Below are 19,738 nucleotides of genomic sequence, written 5' to 3'. Positions count from 1 at the left end.
GCAGTAGATAGCTATATCCCAACACCAGAAAGAGCAACAGATAAGCCATTCTTAATGCCAATAGAAGATGTATTCACAATCACAGGTAGAGGAACAGTTGCAACAGGAAGAGTTGAAAAGGGAATACTACATGTAGGTGAAGAAGTAGAAATAATCGGTTTATCAGAAGAAAGAAGAAAGACAGTAGTAACAGGAATAGAAATGTTCAGAAAGTTACTAGATGAAGCACAAGCAGGAGATAATATAGGGGCTCTTTTAAGAGGTGTTCAAAGAACAGACATCGAAAGAGGTCAAGTATTAGCAAAAACTGGATCAGTAAACCCACACAACAAGTTCGTAGGTCAAGTATACGTACTTAAGAAAGAAGAAGGCGGAAGACATACACCATTCTTCGATGGATACAGACCACAATTCTATTTCAGAACAACTGACGTAACAGGATCAATCAAGTTACCAGATGGAATGGAAATGGTTATGCCAGGAGACCACATTGACATGAACGTTGAACTAATCACTCAAGTAGCGATGGATGAAGGATTAAGATTCGCTATAAGAGAAGGTGGAAGAACTGTAGGTTCAGGTGTTGTTACTAGCATTATCGGTTAAGATCATCTTATGTGAGGGCTGGGTTTGATACCTAGTCCTTTAAATAATCATGATTTCTTGACAGGATACGCTATTTATGATAAGTTAATTGAGTAACAAACTCATTATAAAAAAAGAGTTTATTTTTTTATGCCCATTATTTATTTGACTGGAGGTGCAGATCATGAGAGTGAAAGTAACTTTAGCATGCACAGAATGTAAGCAAAGAAACTATAATTCAATGAAGAACAAGAAGAATGACCCAGATAGATTAGAAATGAAGAAATACTGCAAGTTCTGCAAGAAGCATACTCTTCATAGAGAGACAAAGTAATTAAATTTTACACACTTTGTTTAAGGATGTGAATTTATGGCTGTAAATGGGAATATTAAACAGGCTGGAGCTAAAAAAGAAGCTGGCTTATTTAAGTTTTTAAGAGAGGTTAAGGCTGAAGTTAGTAGAATAACTTGGCCGTCTAAAGACGAATTAAAGAAGGCGTTTATAGCAGTAGTGTTTTTCGCTGTAGTATATATGATACTAGTTGGCGGAGTGGACTTCATATTAAAAAACCTCTTTGATTTACTTTTTAAACTTAAGAAATAAGAGGGAGGTTGGATGGATTTATATCCATCTGATAAATTATGAGTGAAAGAGCTAGATGGTACGTAGTACACACATATTCTGGCTATGAGAATAAGGTTAAAGCTAACCTTGAAAAAGCCATTGAAAACAGAAATCTTCAATCATTTATTCAAGACGTTCAAGTACCGATGGAAGAAGTTATTGAAGAAAAAGATGGTAAGCAAAAAGTAACTCAGAAGAAGAAGTTCCCAGGATATGTGTTAGTGAAAATGATGATGACTGATGACTCGTGGTATGTAGTTAGAAATACTAGAGGAGTTACAGGATTCGTTGGACCTGGATCAAAACCAGTGCCGCTTACCGATGAAGAGGTAGAATCTATGGGAGTAAATGAAGCTCCAATAGAAATTAACTTAGAGGTAGGAGAATCAATTAGGATTGTTTCTGGTCCTTTAAAAGATTTTATGGCGACTATTCAAGAAATAAATCCGGAAAAGCACAAGGTTAAGGCCTTGGTTGATATGTTTGGCAGAGAGACTCTTGCTGAACTAGATTTCCATCAAGTTGAAAAATTAGATTAACAATCAGACTAACGTCTTAATCAAGTGGGAGGGCGTATGTCCGAAATTACCACAGTATAGGAGGAATAACTCATGGCTAAGAAAGTAACAGGAATGATTAAATTACAACTTCCTGCAGGAAAGGCAACACCAGCACCACCAGTTGGGCCAGCTTTAGGACAACACGGTGTAAACATTATGGGATTCTGTAAAGAATTCAATGCAAAAACAGCTGATAAAGCTGGTCTTATAATACCAGTTGTTATTACTGTATATCAAGATAGATCTTTCAGCTTTATTCTTAAAACTCCTCCAGCTGCCGTTCTTATAAAGAAGGAGCTAGGATTAGAAAGTGGTTCAGGAGTACCAAACAGAACTAAAGTTGGTAAGATAACAAAAGAACAAGTTAGAAAAATAGCTGAATTAAAGATGCCAGACTTAAACGCTGCATCAGTAGAAGCTGCTATGAGCATGATAGCAGGTACTGCTAGAAGCATGGGCGTAGTTGTAGAAGAATAATATTCACTTAATCGGTGGGAGGTACTTACCGTTAATACCACAAAGGAGGCTTATATAAATGGGTAAGAAGTACGTAGAAAGCGCAAAGTTAGTTGATAAGAGCGCATTATATTCACCAGCAGAAGCTTTAGAATTAGCAATAAAGACAGCTAAAGCTAAGTTTGATGAAACTGTAGAAATTCATGTAAGATTAGGGGTTGACCCTAGACACGCTGACCAACAAGTTAGAGGAGCTGTTGTTCTTCCACACGGAACTGGTAAGAGTGTTAAAGTATTAGTTTTTGCTAAAGGCGATAAAGCTAAAGAAGCAGAAGCTGCAGGAGCAGATTTCGTTGGAGCTGAAGAATTAGTTTCAAAGATCCAAGGCGAAAACTGGTTCGATTATGATGTAGTTGTAGCTACTCCAGATATGATGGGTGTTGTTGGTAGATTAGGTAGAGTTTTAGGACCTAAGGGATTAATGCCAAACCCTAAGTCAGGTACAGTAACATTTGATGTTGCTAAAGCTATAGCTGAAATCAAAGCTGGTAAGGTTGAATATAGAGTTGACAAAACTGCTATAGTTCACTGTCCAATAGGAAAGGCTTCATTTGGCGTAGAAAAGTTAGCAGATAATTTCCATACTTTAATGGAAGCTGTTATAAAAGCTAAGCCATCAGCTGCAAAAGGACAATACGTTAAATCAGTATCATTAGCAGCTACAATGGGACCTGGAGTTAAAGTTAACCCAACAAAAGTTTTAGAATAGTATTGACTTAATAATATTAATCTAGTATAATAATTTTTGTTGTTAAAAGAGAATAATATTTCCGTAGACAGTGGGTGCGTAAGCATAACGTAAAACAACCTGCCGAGGGTTCCAATACAGTGTTTGTAATGGTCTTTTCGTATCTACGGAAAGACCTTTCTTATTTATATAAAGCAGTTTTAGACTGTGAGGAGGTGGACACACAGTAATGAACAAGAATAGAGAATTAAAAGAAGCAAAAGTTGCTGAAATTAAAGAAAAGTTAGAAAAAGCTCAATCAGTTATTCTTGCAGACTATCAAGGTCTAACAGTTGAAGAAGACACTGAATTAAGAAAAGCATTAAGAGAAGCTGGTGTAGAATATAAGGTTTATAAAAACAGTATGGTAACATTAGCAGCTAAAGAGCTTGGCCATGAAGGTATAGTTCAATACTTAGAAGGACCAGTTTCAATAGCATTCGGATACGAAGATGTTACAGCTCCAGCAAGAATTTTAGCTGATTTTGCTAAAACTCATAAGAAACTTGAGCTTAAGGCTGGTATAGTTGATGGAGAAATATTTGATCAAGATAAGGTTAACCAACTTGCATCAATACCATCAAAAGAAGTTCTTATTGCAAAACTTCTTGGAAGCTTCAAGGCTCCAATATCAAACCTTGCTTACTTATTAAGTGCTATAAAAGACAAGAAAGAAGCAGAATCTGCTGAATAGTCTTTAAAAAAACTAAACTATAAAATTAACTGAAAAATTTCGGAGGTGCGAATAATGAATAAGGAACAAATCATTGAAGCTATAAAGAATATGACTGTTTTAGAATTAAACGACTTAGTAAAGGCTTGCGAAGAAGAATTTGGAGTTAGCGCTGCTGCTCCAGTTGCTGCTGCTGGTGCTCCAGCTGCTGCTGCAGAAGAAAAGACTGAATTCGACGTAGTATTAGCTAGTGCTGGTTCAGAAAAGATAAAGGTTATAAAGGCAGTTAGAGAAATAACTGGTCTTGGATTAAAGGAAGCTAAGGAAATAGTTGACGGAGCTCCTAAGACACTTAAAGAAGGCGTTTCAAAGGAAGATGCTGAAGCTATGAAAGCTAAGTTATCTGAAGTTGGAGCTACTGTAGAAGTAAAGTAGTTTTTTAAGATAAAGACACTACTTAAGTGGTGTCTTTATCATTTTGTATAATAATTATAATAGAGGTTTAGTTTTAGTATTGGTAATTATCATATGTAAATCCACAAAGACATATTGACAAGAAAAGTGTTAGGTGATATCGTGGTTTAAGGAATATATATGGATTGTTACTGATAAGCAGGCAATACCTAAATTAAAGAGAACTATTAAATTGAGATAGTTAATTTTAATTTAGGTATTTTATTAATTTAGCTGTTAAATAAGTTAGGATGGAAGTGGGGCAATCTATGATCATAGAAAAGATATTGAATAACAATGTTTTGATTACTGTAGATCCCAAAACAAGACGAGAAAAAATTCTCATGGGCAGTGGCTTAGGTTTTAAGAAAAAAGTAGGTCAAGAAGTTGATGAAGATAAAATTGAAAAAATATTCATAATGGATAATCTTAATGACAGTGATAAATTTAAAAAGCTTATACAGGAAATTCCTATAGAGATTATGCAGATAACTGGAGATATTGTTAAAAGAGCAGAAGAAGAGTTGAAATGTACTTTAGATGATCACATATATGTAGCGCTATCTGATCATATAGCCTTTTCTATTAAGCGACTTGCAAATGATATAGTTGTTAAAAACAACTTGCTTGTTGAAATCAAGAGAGTACATAGAAAAGAGTTTGAGATAGGTCAATGGGCTGTAAACTATATAAATGAAAAGTTAAAGGTATCTCTACCTTTAGATGAAGCTGGTTTTATATCTCTTCATATAGTTAATGCCAGTTATACTGACAATATAGGGGAGTCCTATATATTAACAAATGTTGTTAGAGATGTCCTTAATATAATTAGATATAACTTTTCAATAGAGTTTATTGAAGACGATTTAAATTACGATAGGCTTTTAACTCACCTTAAGTTTTTTGCAAAGAGGATAGTAACTAGTGAAAAGGATTTAAAGACAGACAATGAGTTTATTGATATGATTAGGCAAAAATATAAAGAGGCTTATAAGTGCTCATTAAAGATAAAGTCTTTTGTAGAAAGCAAGTATAATTATAATGTTGCAGAAGATGAATTAGTATATCTAAGTTTGCATATCCATAGAGTTATAAATGTCATAAAATCAAAGATTAGATAACAGGATTGTTACCAATCATGAATACAAGACCTAAGTTTATTACAAACTTTAATTCGATTATTTAATTGGATTGAAGGGGTATTTGTGATGAATTTGGGTTTTTTTATATATAGTATTTTTATGGTTGCTGTAAAGTGGTTTTTTGATTATTTAAATATATTTAAACAAGTGATATGTATATCGCGATTTGAAAGGAAAAAAATGAAAAAGATATTTGGAGTTTTACAACGTGTAGGGAAAGCGTTAATGCTGCCGGTAGCACTTCTTCCGGCAGCAGGAATATTGCTTGCTTTTGGGAATATGTTCAGAAATCCTTCGTTTCTAGATAAGGTTCCAGCATTAAATCAACACTGGTTTCAACTTATAGCATCAGTTATGGAGAACTCAGGAAGTGTGGTTTTTGATAATCTTGCATTATTGTTCGCTGTTGGTGTTGCTGTTGGATTAAGTGATGGAGAAGGTGTTGCGGGATTAGCTGCAATAGTTGGTTTTCTTATAATGAATGTTACAATGGGTACTTTCCTTGGTGTTGATTCAAGTATGCTAAAAGACCCAATGTATGCAAATGTACTAGGTATCCCAACACTTCAAACTGGAGTTTTTGGTGGGATAATTATAGGTGTAGTAGCATTTGTGTTATATAGGAAATATTATAAAATTGAATTGCCATCATATTTAGGTTTCTTTGCTGGGAAAAGATTTGTGCCAATAGTTACTGCAGCAAGTGCAGTAATAATAGGAGTTCTTATGACTTTCATATGGCCGCCTATACAATATGGATTGTTTGCGTTTTCAAGCGGAATGCTCGATACAAATAGGACGTTAGCAGCGTTTGTATTTGGGATAATTGAGAGAGCATTAATACCTTTTGGGTTACATCACATATTTTATAATCCATTCTGGTATCAGTTTGGTGAGTATACAAATAAGGCTGGACAATTAGTAATTGGAGATCAGAATATATTCATGGCTCAGTTAAAGGACGGAGTTCCTTTTACTGCAGGTACTTTTATGACTGGTAAGTTTGTATTTATGATGTTCGGGCTTCCAGCAGCAGCTTTAGCAATATATCAAGAAGCTAGGCCTGAAAAAAGAGCTGTGGTTGGTAGTATAATGATTTCTGCTGCTCTTACTTCATTTTTAACAGGTATAACAGAACCATTAGAATTCTCGTTCTTATTCGTTGCGCCTGCACTATTTGGTATACATTGCATATTTGCAGGGCTATCATTTATGACAATGAATATATTAAACGTAAAGATAGGCATGACATTCTCGGGGGGAGTAATTGACTACATACTATTTGGCGTTATACCTAATAGAACTCAATGGTGGCTGGTTATACCAGTAGGTTTGGTAATTTCTCTAATATACTATTTCGGATTTAGATTTGTAATAAGAAAGTTTGACTTAAAGACTCCTGGAAGAGAAACTGAAGATGAAAATTTTGCTTATATTGGAGATAATGATGATCTAGCTGCAGGGATACTTGCTGCACTTGGTAATAAGGATAATGTTAAAAGTCTTGATGCTTGTATAACGAGATTAAGAGTTACAGTAAATGATATGCAAAAGGTTGATATCAAAAGATTGAATAAATTAGGTGCTGCAGGAGTTATGCGGGTTGGTGATAATATTCAAGCTATATTTGGACCGACATCAGATATAATAAAATCACAAATAAGTGATATAATAGCTGGTAGAACTGGAATTAAGAATTTACATAAGCGGGATATGGTTGTGAATAAGGTGGTAGAATTTAAAGAAACTTTAAGTGATGATAGTATAGTAGTACCTATATCAGGAAAGTTATTAAACTTAAGAGAAGTACCGGATGATGTATTTGCATCAAAAATGATGGGGGATGGGTTTGCTATAAATCCAACTGATGGATTAGTAGTTGCGCCAGCAGATGGTGTTGTGGAATCGATATTTCCGACCAATCATGCGTTAACAATGACAACAGTTAATGGAAGAGATCTTTTAATTCATATAGGTATAGATACAGTTAATTTAAACGGAGAAGGATTTGAGTTGGTAGTAGAAGCTGGACAAAAGGTTAAAAAGGGAGATGCACTTGTAAAAATAGATTTAGATTATATAAAAGCAAATGCTAAATCTGCAATAACTCCTATAATATTTACCAATCTATCTGAAGATGAAGCTGTAAGTTTATCGTCAAAAAGTGATGTCGTAAATGGACAAAAAAATGTGGTTTATATAGTTAAAAAAGTAATGATGTCAGAATAGGTAAGCCTAGGGTGAAAACTCTAGGTTTTTTCATTGTATTATGAGGGTATAAAGTTTTTGAGTTAGTTAGACCTATATATTTTAATGGGGGGAGTTTTTTTGTGTAAATACAGTAAAAATAAAATTTATTTGTTTGCCGAGTTTTCCTCATATAAATTTGGAAAGGTAGATGCGTAATGAAGCTAACTGAAGAAGGTTGCACTGACAACTTCTTTACAAAAGCAAATCGAAAGTTGTATTAAGTTGTTAACTGAAAATTAATTTGATTAGCTTTAATGGAAATATTAACATGTATGTATGTGTTAAGTTTCATGATTTGATAAAATTAGAGATTTATAATAAAAAAATAAATTAGTTACTATTAACAGAAAAAGATTAGTAAATTTTGTTTGCAAAGTTGTCATAAATACATTATAATGTATTTTTATAAATTTAATTGACAACTATTCAATGTTATGGTAGTATATTTAATTGCATTGAAATATAACTTTTCGTATATAAATTGGAAAGTTATGAATTAAATTATAAAATTTAGGCAAAATAATTAGATGCAGTGTATTAACTCCAATAGCATTTTTATGTTTATTGGTTATTTTAGTTTATACAAGGGGTGAAAGTTGATGGTACATCCTGTCCAAAATGGAAAAAGAACTAGAATGAGCTTTGGAAAGGTAAAAGATGTTGCAGAAATGCCGAACCTAATTGAGGTGCAATTAGATTCATATCAGTGGTTTTTAGATGAAGGTCTTCAAGAGGTATTTGATGACATAAATCCGATAGGAAACTTTACTGGGAATCTTGTACTTGAATTTGTAGGCTACAAACTTGATAGAGATAATATCAAGTACTCTGTAGAAGAGTGTAAAGAAAGAGATGCAACATTTGCTGCTCCGTTAAAGGTTGCAGTAAGGCTCCAGAATAAAGAGACTGGTGAAATAAAGGAACAAGAAGTTTTCATGGGTGATTTCCCATTGATGACTGAACAGGGTACATTTGTTATTAATGGTGCAGAAAGAGTTATAGTTTCACAATTGGTAAGATCTCCAGGAGTATACTATAATTTCGCAGTTGATAAAAGTGGTAAGAAACTTTATTCTTCAACAGTTATACCAAACAGAGGTGCTTGGTTAGAGTATGAGACAGATTCAAATGATATTATCTATGTAAGAATAGATAAAACAAGAAAGTTACCAATAACAATCTTAGCAAGAGCTATGGGTTTTGGAAGTGATCAAGAACTTGTTGAATACTTTGGCGAAGATGAAAGATTTAAAGCAAGTATTGAAAAAGACAATACTAAGACAAAAGAAGAAGCTTTACTAGAAATATACAAGAGGCTAAGACCAGGTGAACCACCAACTGTTGATAGTGCAGTGTCACTTATAGATTCATTGTTCTTTGATGCAAAGAGATATGATTTATCAAGAGTAGGTAGATACAAGTTTAACAAGAAATTAGCAATCAACTTAAGAGTAGCAAATCAAATTGCTGCTAGTGATATTGTTAATCCTGAAACTGGTGAGGTTTTAGTTACAAAGGGTGAAAAGATATCAAGAGCTAAAGCAGAAGAAATTCAAGATTCAGGAATTAATTCGGTTGATATTATTGTTGATGATAAAGTAATTAGAGTAATAGGTAATCACTTTGTTAACATACATAAACAATTCGACTTTAACACTGATGATTTGAATATTAGAGAATTAGTTCATTACCCAACTTTAAAAGAAATTAAAGATAACTATTCAGATGAAGAGTCTATAAAGACAGCTATAAAGAAAAACATAAATAAACTTATACCTAAGCATATTGTAAGAGATGATATATTTGCTACAATAAGCTATGAGCTTGGTTTAGCTTGGGGTGTAGGATATGTTGATGATATAGACCACTTAGGAAACAGAAGACTTAGATCTGTTGGTGAATTACTACAAAACCAGTTTAGAATTGGTCTTTCAAGAATGGAAAGAGTAGTAAAAGAAAGAATGACTATACAAGATCAAGAAGGCTTAACTCCAGGTGGATTAATAAATATAAGACCTGTAGCAGCGGCTATTAAAGAATTCTTTGGTAGTTCACAGCTTTCTCAATTTATGGATCAGACAAATCCTCTTTCGGAATTAACTCATAAGAGAAGACTTTCAGCTCTTGGACCAGGAGGTCTTTCAAGAGAAAGAGCAGGATTTGAAGTAAGAGACGTTCATCATTCTCACTATGGTAGAATGTGTCCTATAGAAACTCCAGAAGGACCAAATATAGGTCTTATAAACTCACTTGCTACCTTTGCAAGAGTTAATGAGTATGGATTTATAGAAACTCCTTATAGAGTTGTAAACAAAGAAACAGGAAAAGCTACAGATGAAATAAGATATTTCACTGCAGATGAAGAAGATCAATATCTAGTTGCTCAAGCAAAGGAACCTATAGATGAAGAAGGTAACTTTGTTGATAAGAGAGTAACAGTAAGAGAAAAGGGAGAAGTTTTAGTTGTCCCTAGAGAAGAAGTTGACTTAGTAGATGTTTCTGCAAGACAAATAGTTTCAGTTGCTACTGCAATGATACCATTCTTAGAAAATGATGATGCTTCAAGAGCACTTATGGGATCAAACATGCAACGTCAGGCGGTTCCACTTTTAAAACCTGCAGCTCCTGTAGTTGGTACGGGGATTGAATTTAAAGCGGCAGTAGACTCAGGAGTTCTTCCTAAGGCTAGAAACGCTGGTGAAGCTATATACGTAAGTGCAAATGAAATTAGAATTAAGAGAGACTCTGATGGTGGAATAGACACTTATAGACTTCTTAAGTTTAAGAGAAGTAACCAAGGTACTTGTATAAATCAAAGACCTATAATCTCAAAGGGAGAGAAGATAGCTAAGAATCAAGTATTAGCTGATGGACCTTCTACAGACCTTGGAGAAATAGCTCTAGGAAAGAATATAAGAATTGGTTTCATAACTTGGGAAGGTTACAACTATGAAGATGCTATGCTTATTTCTGAAGAACTAGTAAGGGAAGATGTCTTCACTTCAATTCATATAGAAGAATATGAATGCGAAGCTAGAGATACTAAGCTAGGACCTGAAGAAATAACTAGAGATATACCAAACGTAGGAGAAGACGCTTTAAAGGATCTTGATGACAGAGGAATAATAAGAATTGGTGCTGAAGTTAGATCAGGCGATATTCTTGTTGGTAAAGTAACGCCTAAGGGCGAAACTGAACTTACTGCTGAAGAAAGATTACTTAGAGCTATATTTGGTGAAAAAGCTAGAGAAGTTAGAGATACTTCATTGAGAGTTCCTCATGGAGAAGCTGGTATAATAGTTGACGTTAAAGTCTTTACAAGAGAAAATGGAGATGAATTACCTCCAGGAGTAAATGAACTTGTAAGATGTTATATAGCTCAAAAGAGAAAGATATCAGTTGGTGATAAGATGGCTGGTAGACATGGTAATAAAGGGGTTATCTCTAGAGTATTACCTGAAGAAGATATGCCATTCTTACCAGATGGAAGACCACTTCAGATCTGCTTGAACCCACTAGGAGTTCCTTCTCGTATGAATATAGGTCAGGTATTAGAAGTTCATTTAGGATGGGCTGCTTCTAGATTAGGTTGGCATATATCAACTCCTGTATTTGATGGTGCTACTGAAACTGATATAGAAGATTGTTTAGAACAAGCAGGATACAACAGAAATGGAAAGACAAAACTTAGAGATGGTAGAACCGGAGATGAGTTTGATAATGAAGTTACTGTTGGAATAATGTATATATTAAAACTTGCCCATTTAGTTGATGATAAGATACATGCTAGATCAACAGGTCCATACTCTTTGGTTACACAACAACCACTAGGTGGTAAAGCTCAGTTCGGAGGCCAAAGATTTGGTGAAATGGAAGTTTGGGCATTAGAAGCTTATGGTGCTGCTCATACACTTCAGGAAATCTTAACAGTTAAGTCAGATGACGTTGTAGGTAGAGTTAAGACTTACGAGTCAATCGTTAAAGGTGAAAACATTCCTGAGCCAGGTGTACCAGAATCATTCAAGGTTCTAATTAAAGAATTACAAGCTTTATGTTTAGATGTTAGAGTCTTAAATGATGATAAAGAAGAAGTTAAACTTAAAGAACTTGTAGATGAAGATATAGAAGAATTAGAAGTAAATATAGAAGGTACTGAAGATTTAGTACCACAAACTCCAGAAGTTGACGATAGTTATACTAGCGCAGAAGAAACTGAAGAAGATATAGATTACGATAGTTTAGATTTTGACGAATTCAATACAGACTTAGAACTTGATGATTTCAATGATGAACACTAAAAGTGAAGGGAGGATATACCCTTGTTTGAGTTAAATAATTTTGACGCTTTACAAATAGGATTGGCATCTCCAGAGCAGATAAGAGAATGGTCTAGAGGTGAAGTAAAAAAACCTGAAACTATAAACTATAGAACGTTAAAACCAGAAAGAGATGGTTTGTTCTGTGAAAGAATATTTGGACCACAAAAGGACTGGGAATGTCATTGTGGTAAGTATAAGAGAGTTAGATATAAAGGTATTGTTTGTGATAGATGTGGTGTTGAAGTTACCAAAGCTAAGGTTAGAAGAGAGAGAATGGGGCATATAGAACTGGCTGCCCCAGTATCTCACATTTGGTACTTTAAAGGAATACCATCTAGAATGGGATTAATACTTGATATGTCCCCAAGAGCATTAGAAAAAGTTTTATACTTTGCATCTTATATAGTAATAGATCCAAAGGAAACACCATTATTAAAGAAACAACTTCTAAATGAAAAAGAATATAGAGAATCTGTTGATAAGTATGGTGAAGAAAGCTTTATTGCTGGAATGGGTGCTGAAGCAGTTAAGGATTTATTAGCTGAAATTGATTTAGAAAGATCATCAGTTGAGCTAAAAGAAGAATTAAAAACTAGCACTGGACAAAAAAGAGTTAGAGTTATAAGAAGACTTGAAGTTATAGAATCATTCAGAAAATCAGGTAACCATCCTGAGTGGATGATTGTTGATGTAATTCCAGTTATACCTCCAGATTTAAGACCAATGGTTCAATTAGATGGAGGAAGATTTGCAACATCTGACTTAAATGATCTTTACAGAAGAGTTATTAACAGAAATAACAGACTTAAGAAGTTATTAGATCTTGGAGCACCTGATATAATCGTTAGAAATGAAAAGAGAATGCTTCAAGAAGCTGTTGATGCTTTAATAGATAACGGTAGAAGAGGAAGACCAGTAACTGGTCCTGGAAACAGACCTCTAAAATCTCTATCAGATATGCTTAAAGGTAAGCAAGGTAGATTTAGACAAAATCTACTTGGTAAGAGAGTTGACTACTCAGGAAGATCTGTTATAGTTGTAGGACCTGAACTTAAGATGTACCAATGCGGACTTCCTAAGGAAATGGCTCTAGAATTATTTAAGCCTTTTGTAATGAAAAAGCTAGTTCAAGATGGAGTAGCTCACAATATAAAGAGTGCAAAGAGAATGGTAGAAAGAGTAATGCCTCAAGTATGGGATGTACTTGAAGATGTAATTGCAGATCATCCAGTGTTACTTAACCGTGCTCCGACTCTTCATAGACTTGGAATTCAAGCTTTCCAACCTGTACTTGTAGAAGGTAGAGCTATAAAGCTTCACCCACTTGTATGTACAGCATATAATGCAGACTTTGATGGAGACCAAATGGCTGTCCATGTTCCTTTATCAGTAGAAGCTCAAGCAGAAGCAAGATTCTTAATGCTTGCTGCTGGAAACATACTTAAGCCATCAGATGGTAAGCCAGTATCTGTTCCTACACAGGATATGGTACTAGGTTCATACTACTTAACAATGGATAAGGATGGAGCTCTAGGAGAAGGTAGACATTTTGCATCGGTTGAAGAAGCAATAATGGCTTATCAATTGAAAGAAATAGAAATCCATGCAAAGATATTTGTAAGAATGGTTAAGATTGTGGATGGAGTTAGAAAATCAGGCAGTATCAAAACTACTGTTGGTATGATAATATTCAATGAATCTATACCTCAGGATTTAGGTTTTGTTGATAGAACTAATCCAGCAGATGAATTTAACCTAGAAGTTGATTTCTTGATAACAAAGAAATCCTTAGGAAAAATTATAGATGCTTGTTATATGGTTCACGGTCCAACTAAAACATCTATTATGCTTGATAAAATAAAAGCACAAGGATATCACTATTCGACTATAGGAGCTGTAACAGTTGCAGCATCAGACATGATTGTTCCAGATGCTAAATATGAGCTTCTAAGAGAAACAGATGAGACCATTGAAAAGATAGAGAAGATGTATAGAAGAGGATTCATATCAGAAGAAGAAAGATATGAAAGAGTTATAGAAAAATGGACTAAGACAACTGAAGAAGTTGCCAATGCACTTATGGATAGTTTGGATAAATTCAATCCAATATTCATGATGGCGGACTCTGGAGCCAGAGGATCTAAATCTCAGATTAAGCAGCTTGCTGGTATGAGAGGTCTTATGGCAAGTCCATCAGGTAAAATTATAGAATTACCAATCAGAGCTTCCTTTAGAGAAGGTCTAGACGTTTCAGAATACTTTATATCTACTCACGGTGCTAGAAAAGGTAATGCTGATACAGCCCTTAAGACTGCTGACTCAGGATACTTAACAAGAAGACTTGTTGACGTAAGCCAAGATGTTATAGTAAGACATGAGGACTGTGGCACTTTAGAAGGTTTATATGTAAGTGAGATAAAAGATGGTAATGAAATAATTGAAACCATTAAAGAAAGAATTGTCGGAAGATATATAGCAGAAGATATAATCAATCCAGCAACTAAAGAACTTATAGTTCCTGCACAAACATATATAGAAAATGATATGGCAGATAAGATTGTTGCAGCTGGAGTTAATAAAATAAAAATTAGATCTGTATTTACATGTAAAGCAAAGGTTGGAGTTTGCGCTAGATGTTATGGTATGAACATGGCAACTGCACAAAAAATCAACATTGGTGAAGCTGTAGGTATAGTAGCAGCTCAATCAATAGGTGAACCTGGTACACAGCTTACAATGAGAACATTCCATACTGGTGGAGTTGTTGGAGCAGATATAACTCAAGGTCTTCCTAGAGTTGAAGAATTGTTCGAAGCAAGAAAGCCAAAGGGGTTAGCAATAGTAAGTGAAATAGCAGGTACAGCAAGAGTTGAAGAAACAAAGAAGAAGAGAACTGTTATAGTAACTTCAAATGAAGGTGAAGAATATAGCTATGATATACCATTTGGATCAAGACTTAAAGTTTCAGATGGAAGTGTAGTAGAAGCCGGTGACGAAGTTACAGAAGGTTCAGTAAATCCACATGATGTTATGGCAATTAAAGGGGTGGATGGAGCTAGACAATATCTTCTAAATGAAGTTCAAAAGGTTTATAGACTACAAGGTGTTGATATCAATGATAAGCATCTAGAAGTAGTTGTTAGACAGATGACAAGAAAAGTTAAAATTACTGAATCTGGAGATACAGAACTTCTTCCAGGTACATTAATAGATATGTTTGATTTTGATAGTGAAAATGAAAGAGTTCAAGCTTTTGGAGGAGAATTAGCTCAAGGCGAAAAAGTTCTTCTTGGTATAACAAAAGCAGCTCTTGCAACAGACAGCTTCTTATCAGCTGCATCATTCCAAGAAACTACTAGAGTTTTAACTGATGCTGCTATAAAGGGTAAGATTGATCCATTACTTGGATTAAAGGAAAATGTAATAATTGGTAAACTAATTCCTGCTGGTACTGGTATGATGAGGTACAGATCAGTAAAATTGAGCACAGAAAGCAGTTTAGCTGAAAAAGAGACTGCAAATGCTTTGGAAGAGTAGTAATTAATTATATTGACAGTAAAATTGATAGATGATACAATACAATTTGTGTGATTTAGCATAATTCTACAAGATTAACTTGTTTTAATGATAGCATTGAGGTAAAGTCTAATGCTTTACCTCGGTGTTACTGTTTATTAGGGAGGTAATTTTCATGATAGACAGACTTTTAGGTAAAAAGGTCATAGGCACTAAGCAATGTATCAAATCCATGAAAAATGGAGAAGGAAAAATGCTTTATATAGCTAAAGATGCTGAACAAAAGTTAGTTAATCCAATAGTGGATTTGGCTAAAGAACATGGTGTTGAAGTAAAGTATGTTAATACAATGAAGGAACTTGGACGTATGTGCGGTATAGAAGTAGGTTCTGCTGCTACACTTATGTTAGAGTAACCTACAGTAACTTAGCGAACACCTAATATTTATATAGATAGTTCAAAAAACTTTCAGGAGGTGAAATGAATGCCAACTATTAGCCAATTAGTAAGAAAAGGCAGAAAGACACTAGCAACCAAATCAACTGCACCAGCATTAAAGGAATGTCCTCAAAAGAGAGGAGTTTGTACTGTTGTTAAAACAACTACTCCAAAGAAGCCTAACTCAGCGCTTAGAAAAGTTGCAAGAGTTAGATTAACTAATGGATACGAAGTTACAGCTTACATTCCAGGTGTTGGCCACAACTTACAAGAGCATAGCGTTGTTCTTATAAGAGGTGGAAGAGTTAAGGATCTTCCTGGTGTTAGATACCACATAGTTAGAGGAGCATTAGACTCAGCTGGAGTAGCTAACAGAATGCAGTCAAGATCAAAATATGGTGCTAAGAGACCAAAGCAAAAGTAATTTTTGCTGACAGTGCTATGTCTTCAGCATTTACATAGATTTATAAAAGTTTATTTAGATAGCAGAAGTCAGAGCGCTTTACGGTATTAATTTACCGAGTACCGATGAACTTAAATTAAATTGTTAAGGAGGGAAGAAAAGTGCCAAGAAAAGGACATATTGCAAAGAGAGATGTATTAGCAGATCCAGTTTACAACTCAAAGGTTGTTACTAAGCTAATAAACAGTGTAATGGAAGATGGTAAAAAGGGAGTAGCACAAAAAATATGCTACGATGCATTTGAAATCATGGCTCAAAGAACTGGCAAGGAAGCTATTGAAGTTTTTGAAACTGCTATGAATAACATCATGCCATTACTTGAAGTAAAGGCTAGAAGAATAGGTGGAGCAAACTACCAAGTTCCGATAGAAGTTAGACCTGAAAGAAGACAGACTCTAGCTCTTAGATGGTTACTTGCAGCTTCAAATAACAGAGGCGAAAAGTACATGAGAGAAAGATTAGCTAACGAGCTTTTAGACGCAGCTAATAATACTGGAGCAGCTGTTAAGAAGAGAGAAGATATGCATAGAATGGCTGAGGCTAACAAAGCATTCGCTCATTACAGATACTAATCATAAAACTGTTTTGGCTTGTGCCAAAGCAGTTTTGTCGAATTTATAACATAAATCGAGAGGAGGAAATGTTTCATGGCTAGAAAATTTTCGTTAGAAAAGTTCCGTAACTTTGGAATAATGGCTCATATAGATGCTGGTAAGACAACAACTACTGAGCGTATATTATTCTACACTGGAAAGAGTCATAAAATAGGTGAAGTTCATGAAGGTGCAGCAACAATGGACTGGATGGTTCAAGAGCAAGAAAGAGGTATAACTATTACTTCTGCTGCTACAACATGTGTATGGAAAGATCATGAATTAAATATAATAGATACACCAGGACACGTAGATTTTACAATAGAGGTTGAAAGATCTCTTAGAGTACTTGACGGAGCAGTAACTGTTCTAGATGCAAAATCAGGTGTTGAACCTCAAACTGAAACTGTGTGGAGACAGGCAGACAAGTATGGAGTTCCAAGAATGATTTATGTAAACAAGATGGATGCAACTGGAGCAGATTTCTTCAGATGTATTAATACAGTTAGAGATAGATTAAAAGCTAATGCTGTTCCAATACAAATACCAGTTGGATCAGAAGAAAACTTTAAAGGAATAATAGATCTTTTAAAGAATAAAGCTGAAGTTTACTATGATGATCTTGGAAAAGATGTAAGAGAAGAAGATATACCAGCAGAATTAGCAGATCAAGCAGAAGAATACAGAGCTGCTATGGTTGAAGCTATTGCTGAAACTGATGAAGAATTAATGATGAAGTACCTTGAAGGTGAAGAAATAACTGCAGATGAGTTAAAAGCAGCTTTAAGAAAAGCTACTATAGCTAATCAAATAGTACCATGTATATGTGGTTCTTCATACAAAAACAAAGGTGTTCAATTAATGATTGATGGAGTTGTTGATTACTTACCATCACCATTAGATATACCTCCAGTTCAAGGAACAAGCTTAGAAGGCGAAGCTGATTCAAGAGAAGCATCAGATGATGTTCCTATGTCAGCACTAGCATTTAAGATAGCTACTGACCCATTTGTTGGTAAGTTAGCATTTACAAGAATTTATTCTGGTGTTATGAAGAGTGGTACATATGTACTTAACTCAACTAAGAATAAAAAAGAAAGAATTGGTAGACTTGTTAAGATGCATGCTAATTCTAGAGAAGAAGTTGAAGAATTAGAAGCAGGTGAATTAGGAGCAGTTATCGGTTTAAAGAACACTACAACTGGTGATACTTTATGTGATGAAGATAGACCAATAGTTCTTGAGTCTATGGAATTCCCAGAACCAGTTATAAATGTTGCTATAGAACCAAAAACAAAAGCTGGTCAAGAAAAGATGGGCTTAGCTCTTGCAAAACTTGCAGAAGAAGATCCATCATTCAAAACTTACACAAACCAAGAAACAGGTCAAACAATTATAGCTGGTATGGGTGAATTACATCTTGAAATTATAGTTGATAGACTTACAAGAGAGTTCAAGGTTGAATGTAATGTTGGTGCTCCTCAAGTTGCTTACAAAGAAACAATTAGAGCTGCTGTTAAAGCAGAAGCTAAGTATGCTAAGCAATCAGGTGGTAAAGGACAATACGGTCATTGCGTTATTGAAATGGAACCAACTGAAGGAGAATACAAGTTCGAAAATGGTGTTGTTGGAGGAGCTATTCCAAGAGAATATATCCCAGCTATCGACAACGGTATTCAAGAAGCTTCTAAGAATGGTATTATAGCTGGATATCCAGTTATAAACTTCAAAGTAAAAGTAGTTCATGGATCATACCATGAAGTTGACTCATCTGAAATGGCATTTAAGATCGCTGGATCTATGGCATTTAAGAATGCTATGGCTAAAGCAAACCCAGTATTACTTGAACCTTCAATGAAAGTTGAAGTTACTATGCCAGAAGAGTACATGGGAGATGTTATGGGTGACCTTAACTCTAGAAGAGGAAGAATTGAAGGAATGGAAGCTTTAAATGGAGCTCAAGTTATCAGAGCATTCGTTCCACTTTCAGAGATGTTTGGTTATGCTACAACATTAAGATCAAGAACTCAAGGTAGAGGAACTTACACAATGGTATTCGATCATTATGAAGAAGTACCAAAGAGCATTCAAGAACAAATAGCAGGTAAAAAAGCTTAATAGATAGCTTAATTATATAAAAGTTATTTTAAGGAGGAATTCAAAAATGGCAAAGTCTAAATTTGAAAGAAATAAGCCACACGTAAATATCGGAACAATAGGACACGTAGATCACGGTAAGACAACATTAACAGCTGCAATTACATCAGTATTAGCAAACAAGGGATTTGCAGAAGCATTTAAGTATGACGAAATAGATAAGGCACCAGAAGAAAAAGAAAGAGGAATCACAATTAATACAGCACACGTTGAGTATCAAACAGAAAACAGACATTATGCTCACGTAGACTGTCCAGGACATGCTGACTATGTTAAGAACATGATAACAGGAGCAGCACAAATGGATGGAGCTATACTAGTTGTATCCGCAGCAGATGGCCCAATGCCACAAACAAGAGAACATATACTACTAGCATCAAGAGTTGGTGTTGACTATATAGTAGTATTCTTAAATAAAGCAGATATGGTAGATGACGAAGAATTATTAGAATTAGTTGAAATGGAAGTTAGAGAACTATTAAGCGAGTACAGCTTCCCAGGAGATGATATTCCAGTAATAAAGGGATCAGCATTAAAAGCATTAGAAAACCCAACAGATGAAGCTGCAACAGCTTGTATCGCTGAGTTAATGGATGCAGTAGATAGCTATATCCCAACACCAGAAAGAGCAACAGATAAGCCATTCTTAATGCCAATAGAAGATGTATTCACAATCACAGGTAGAGGAACAGTTGCAACAGGAAGAGTTGAAAAGGGAATA

Annotated in this window: 17 protein-coding genes and 1 other annotated feature; all 17 genes read left to right on the top strand. The window is 34.8% G+C overall.

What is annotated here, in order from left to right; all coding sequences use genetic code 11:
- On the top strand, positions 1-606 hold a 606-nt coding region (locus tag JHL18_RS06480), incomplete at its 5' end, for an EF-Tu C-terminal domain-related protein (RefSeq protein WP_243277815.1).
- A 163-nt stretch (positions 607-769) separates the two neighbouring features.
- Positions 770-919, top strand: coding sequence for a 50S ribosomal protein L33 (rpmG, locus tag JHL18_RS06475; RefSeq protein ID WP_128211257.1), 150 nt, complete (start codon positions 770-772; stop codon positions 917-919).
- Positions 920-955: 36 nt separating this feature from the next.
- Positions 956-1,189 (top strand): preprotein translocase subunit SecE, encoded by a 234-nt coding sequence (secE, locus tag JHL18_RS06470; RefSeq protein ID WP_200267305.1) that lies wholly within the window; start codon positions 956-958, stop codon positions 1,187-1,189.
- A gap of 38 nt (positions 1,190-1,227) precedes the next feature.
- The gene (nusG, locus tag JHL18_RS06465; RefSeq protein ID WP_183279224.1) at positions 1,228-1,749 is read left to right on the top strand and encodes a transcription termination/antitermination protein NusG; all 522 of its coding nucleotides are present in this window, start codon (positions 1,228-1,230) and stop codon (positions 1,747-1,749) included.
- A gap of 72 nt (positions 1,750-1,821) precedes the next feature.
- Positions 1,822-2,247, top strand: coding sequence for a 50S ribosomal protein L11 (gene rplK, locus JHL18_RS06460; RefSeq protein ID WP_128211260.1), 426 nt, complete (start codon positions 1,822-1,824; stop codon positions 2,245-2,247).
- Positions 2,248-2,305: 58 nt separating this feature from the next.
- A complete protein-coding gene (gene rplA, locus JHL18_RS06455; RefSeq protein ID WP_200267303.1) occupies positions 2,306-2,995 on the top strand; it encodes a 50S ribosomal protein L1 in 690 nt (229 codons plus the stop codon).
- 43 nt (positions 2,996-3,038) lie between these two features.
- Positions 3,039-3,166: a sequence feature (ribosomal protein L10 leader region), on the top strand.
- A gap of 37 nt (positions 3,167-3,203) precedes the next feature.
- Positions 3,204-3,707 carry a 50S ribosomal protein L10 gene (gene rplJ / locus JHL18_RS06450; RefSeq protein ID WP_200267301.1) on the top strand — a complete coding sequence of 168 codons (504 nt, stop codon included), beginning with the start codon at positions 3,204-3,206 and terminating at the stop codon, positions 3,705-3,707.
- 54 nt (positions 3,708-3,761) lie between these two features.
- Positions 3,762-4,121: a 50S ribosomal protein L7/L12 gene (rplL, locus tag JHL18_RS06445; protein WP_200267299.1), complete on the top strand. Its 360-nt coding sequence runs from the start codon at positions 3,762-3,764 to the stop codon at positions 4,119-4,121.
- 287 nt (positions 4,122-4,408) lie between these two features.
- On the top strand, positions 4,409-5,260 hold the full coding sequence (gene licT, locus JHL18_RS06440; protein WP_200267297.1) for a BglG family transcription antiterminator LicT: 852 nt from the start codon (positions 4,409-4,411) through the stop codon (positions 5,258-5,260).
- 201 nt (positions 5,261-5,461) lie between these two features.
- Positions 5,462-7,510, top strand: coding sequence for a glucose-specific PTS transporter subunit IIBC (ptsG, locus tag JHL18_RS06435; RefSeq protein ID WP_200267289.1), 2,049 nt, complete (start codon positions 5,462-5,464; stop codon positions 7,508-7,510).
- A 620-nt stretch (positions 7,511-8,130) separates the two neighbouring features.
- Positions 8,131-11,829: a DNA-directed RNA polymerase subunit beta gene (gene rpoB / locus JHL18_RS06430; RefSeq protein ID WP_200267287.1), complete on the top strand. Its 3,699-nt coding sequence runs from the start codon at positions 8,131-8,133 to the stop codon at positions 11,827-11,829.
- Between the two features lie 21 nt (positions 11,830-11,850).
- Positions 11,851-15,387 carry a DNA-directed RNA polymerase subunit beta' gene (gene rpoC / locus JHL18_RS06425; protein ID WP_200267285.1) on the top strand — a complete coding sequence of 1,179 codons (3,537 nt, stop codon included), beginning with the start codon at positions 11,851-11,853 and terminating at the stop codon, positions 15,385-15,387.
- A 154-nt stretch (positions 15,388-15,541) separates the two neighbouring features.
- A complete protein-coding gene (locus JHL18_RS06420) occupies positions 15,542-15,781 on the top strand; it encodes a ribosomal L7Ae/L30e/S12e/Gadd45 family protein (protein ID WP_200267283.1) in 240 nt (79 codons plus the stop codon).
- Positions 15,782-15,850: 69 nt separating this feature from the next.
- Positions 15,851-16,228, top strand: coding sequence for a 30S ribosomal protein S12 (gene rpsL / locus JHL18_RS06415; protein WP_200267281.1), 378 nt, complete (start codon positions 15,851-15,853; stop codon positions 16,226-16,228).
- Between the two features lie 140 nt (positions 16,229-16,368).
- Positions 16,369-16,839, top strand: a complete 471-nt coding sequence (gene rpsG / locus JHL18_RS06410) for a 30S ribosomal protein S7 (protein WP_183279214.1) — start codon at positions 16,369-16,371, stop codon at positions 16,837-16,839.
- A gap of 75 nt (positions 16,840-16,914) precedes the next feature.
- Complete coding sequence (gene fusA / locus JHL18_RS06405) at positions 16,915-18,978, top strand: elongation factor G (protein WP_200267279.1); 2,064 nt, start codon at positions 16,915-16,917, stop codon at positions 18,976-18,978.
- Between the two features lie 46 nt (positions 18,979-19,024).
- A partial coding sequence (locus JHL18_RS06400) for an elongation factor Tu (RefSeq protein WP_200267277.1) occupies positions 19,025-19,738 on the top strand: 714 nt, incomplete at its 3' end.

This window comes from Clostridium yunnanense (assembly GCF_016595795.1).
In the GTDB taxonomy this organism is placed as follows: Bacteria; Bacillota; Clostridia; order Clostridiales; family Clostridiaceae; genus Clostridium_AR; species Clostridium_AR yunnanense.
Note: the sequence above shows the minus strand (reverse complement) of the source record. Positions and strands in the feature narration are given on the sequence as shown.

Excerpts from the sequence above, each read along its gene's own strand:
- rpmG (WP_128211257.1), top strand. The coding sequence starts at position 770 with ATGAGAGTGAAAGTAACTTTAGCATGCACAGAATGTAAGCAAAGAAAC.
- secE (WP_200267305.1), top strand. The coding sequence starts at position 956 with ATGGCTGTAAATGGGAATATTAAACAGGCTGGAGCTAAAAAAGAAGCT.
- nusG (WP_183279224.1), top strand. The coding sequence starts at position 1,228 with ATGAGTGAAAGAGCTAGATGGTACGTAGTACACACATATTCTGGCTAT.
- rplK (WP_128211260.1), top strand. The coding sequence starts at position 1,822 with ATGGCTAAGAAAGTAACAGGAATGATTAAATTACAACTTCCTGCAGGA.
- rplA (WP_200267303.1), top strand. The coding sequence starts at position 2,306 with ATGGGTAAGAAGTACGTAGAAAGCGCAAAGTTAGTTGATAAGAGCGCA.
- rplJ (WP_200267301.1), top strand. The coding sequence starts at position 3,204 with ATGAACAAGAATAGAGAATTAAAAGAAGCAAAAGTTGCTGAAATTAAA.
- rplL (WP_200267299.1), top strand. The coding sequence starts at position 3,762 with ATGAATAAGGAACAAATCATTGAAGCTATAAAGAATATGACTGTTTTA.
- licT (WP_200267297.1), top strand. The coding sequence starts at position 4,409 with ATGATCATAGAAAAGATATTGAATAACAATGTTTTGATTACTGTAGAT.
- ptsG (WP_200267289.1), top strand. The coding sequence starts at position 5,462 with ATGAAAAAGATATTTGGAGTTTTACAACGTGTAGGGAAAGCGTTAATG.
- rpoB (WP_200267287.1), top strand. The coding sequence starts at position 8,131 with ATGGTACATCCTGTCCAAAATGGAAAAAGAACTAGAATGAGCTTTGGA.
- JHL18_RS06420 (WP_200267283.1), top strand. The coding sequence starts at position 15,542 with ATGATAGACAGACTTTTAGGTAAAAAGGTCATAGGCACTAAGCAATGT.
- rpsL (WP_200267281.1), top strand. The coding sequence starts at position 15,851 with ATGCCAACTATTAGCCAATTAGTAAGAAAAGGCAGAAAGACACTAGCA.
- fusA (WP_200267279.1), top strand. The coding sequence starts at position 16,915 with ATGGCTAGAAAATTTTCGTTAGAAAAGTTCCGTAACTTTGGAATAATG.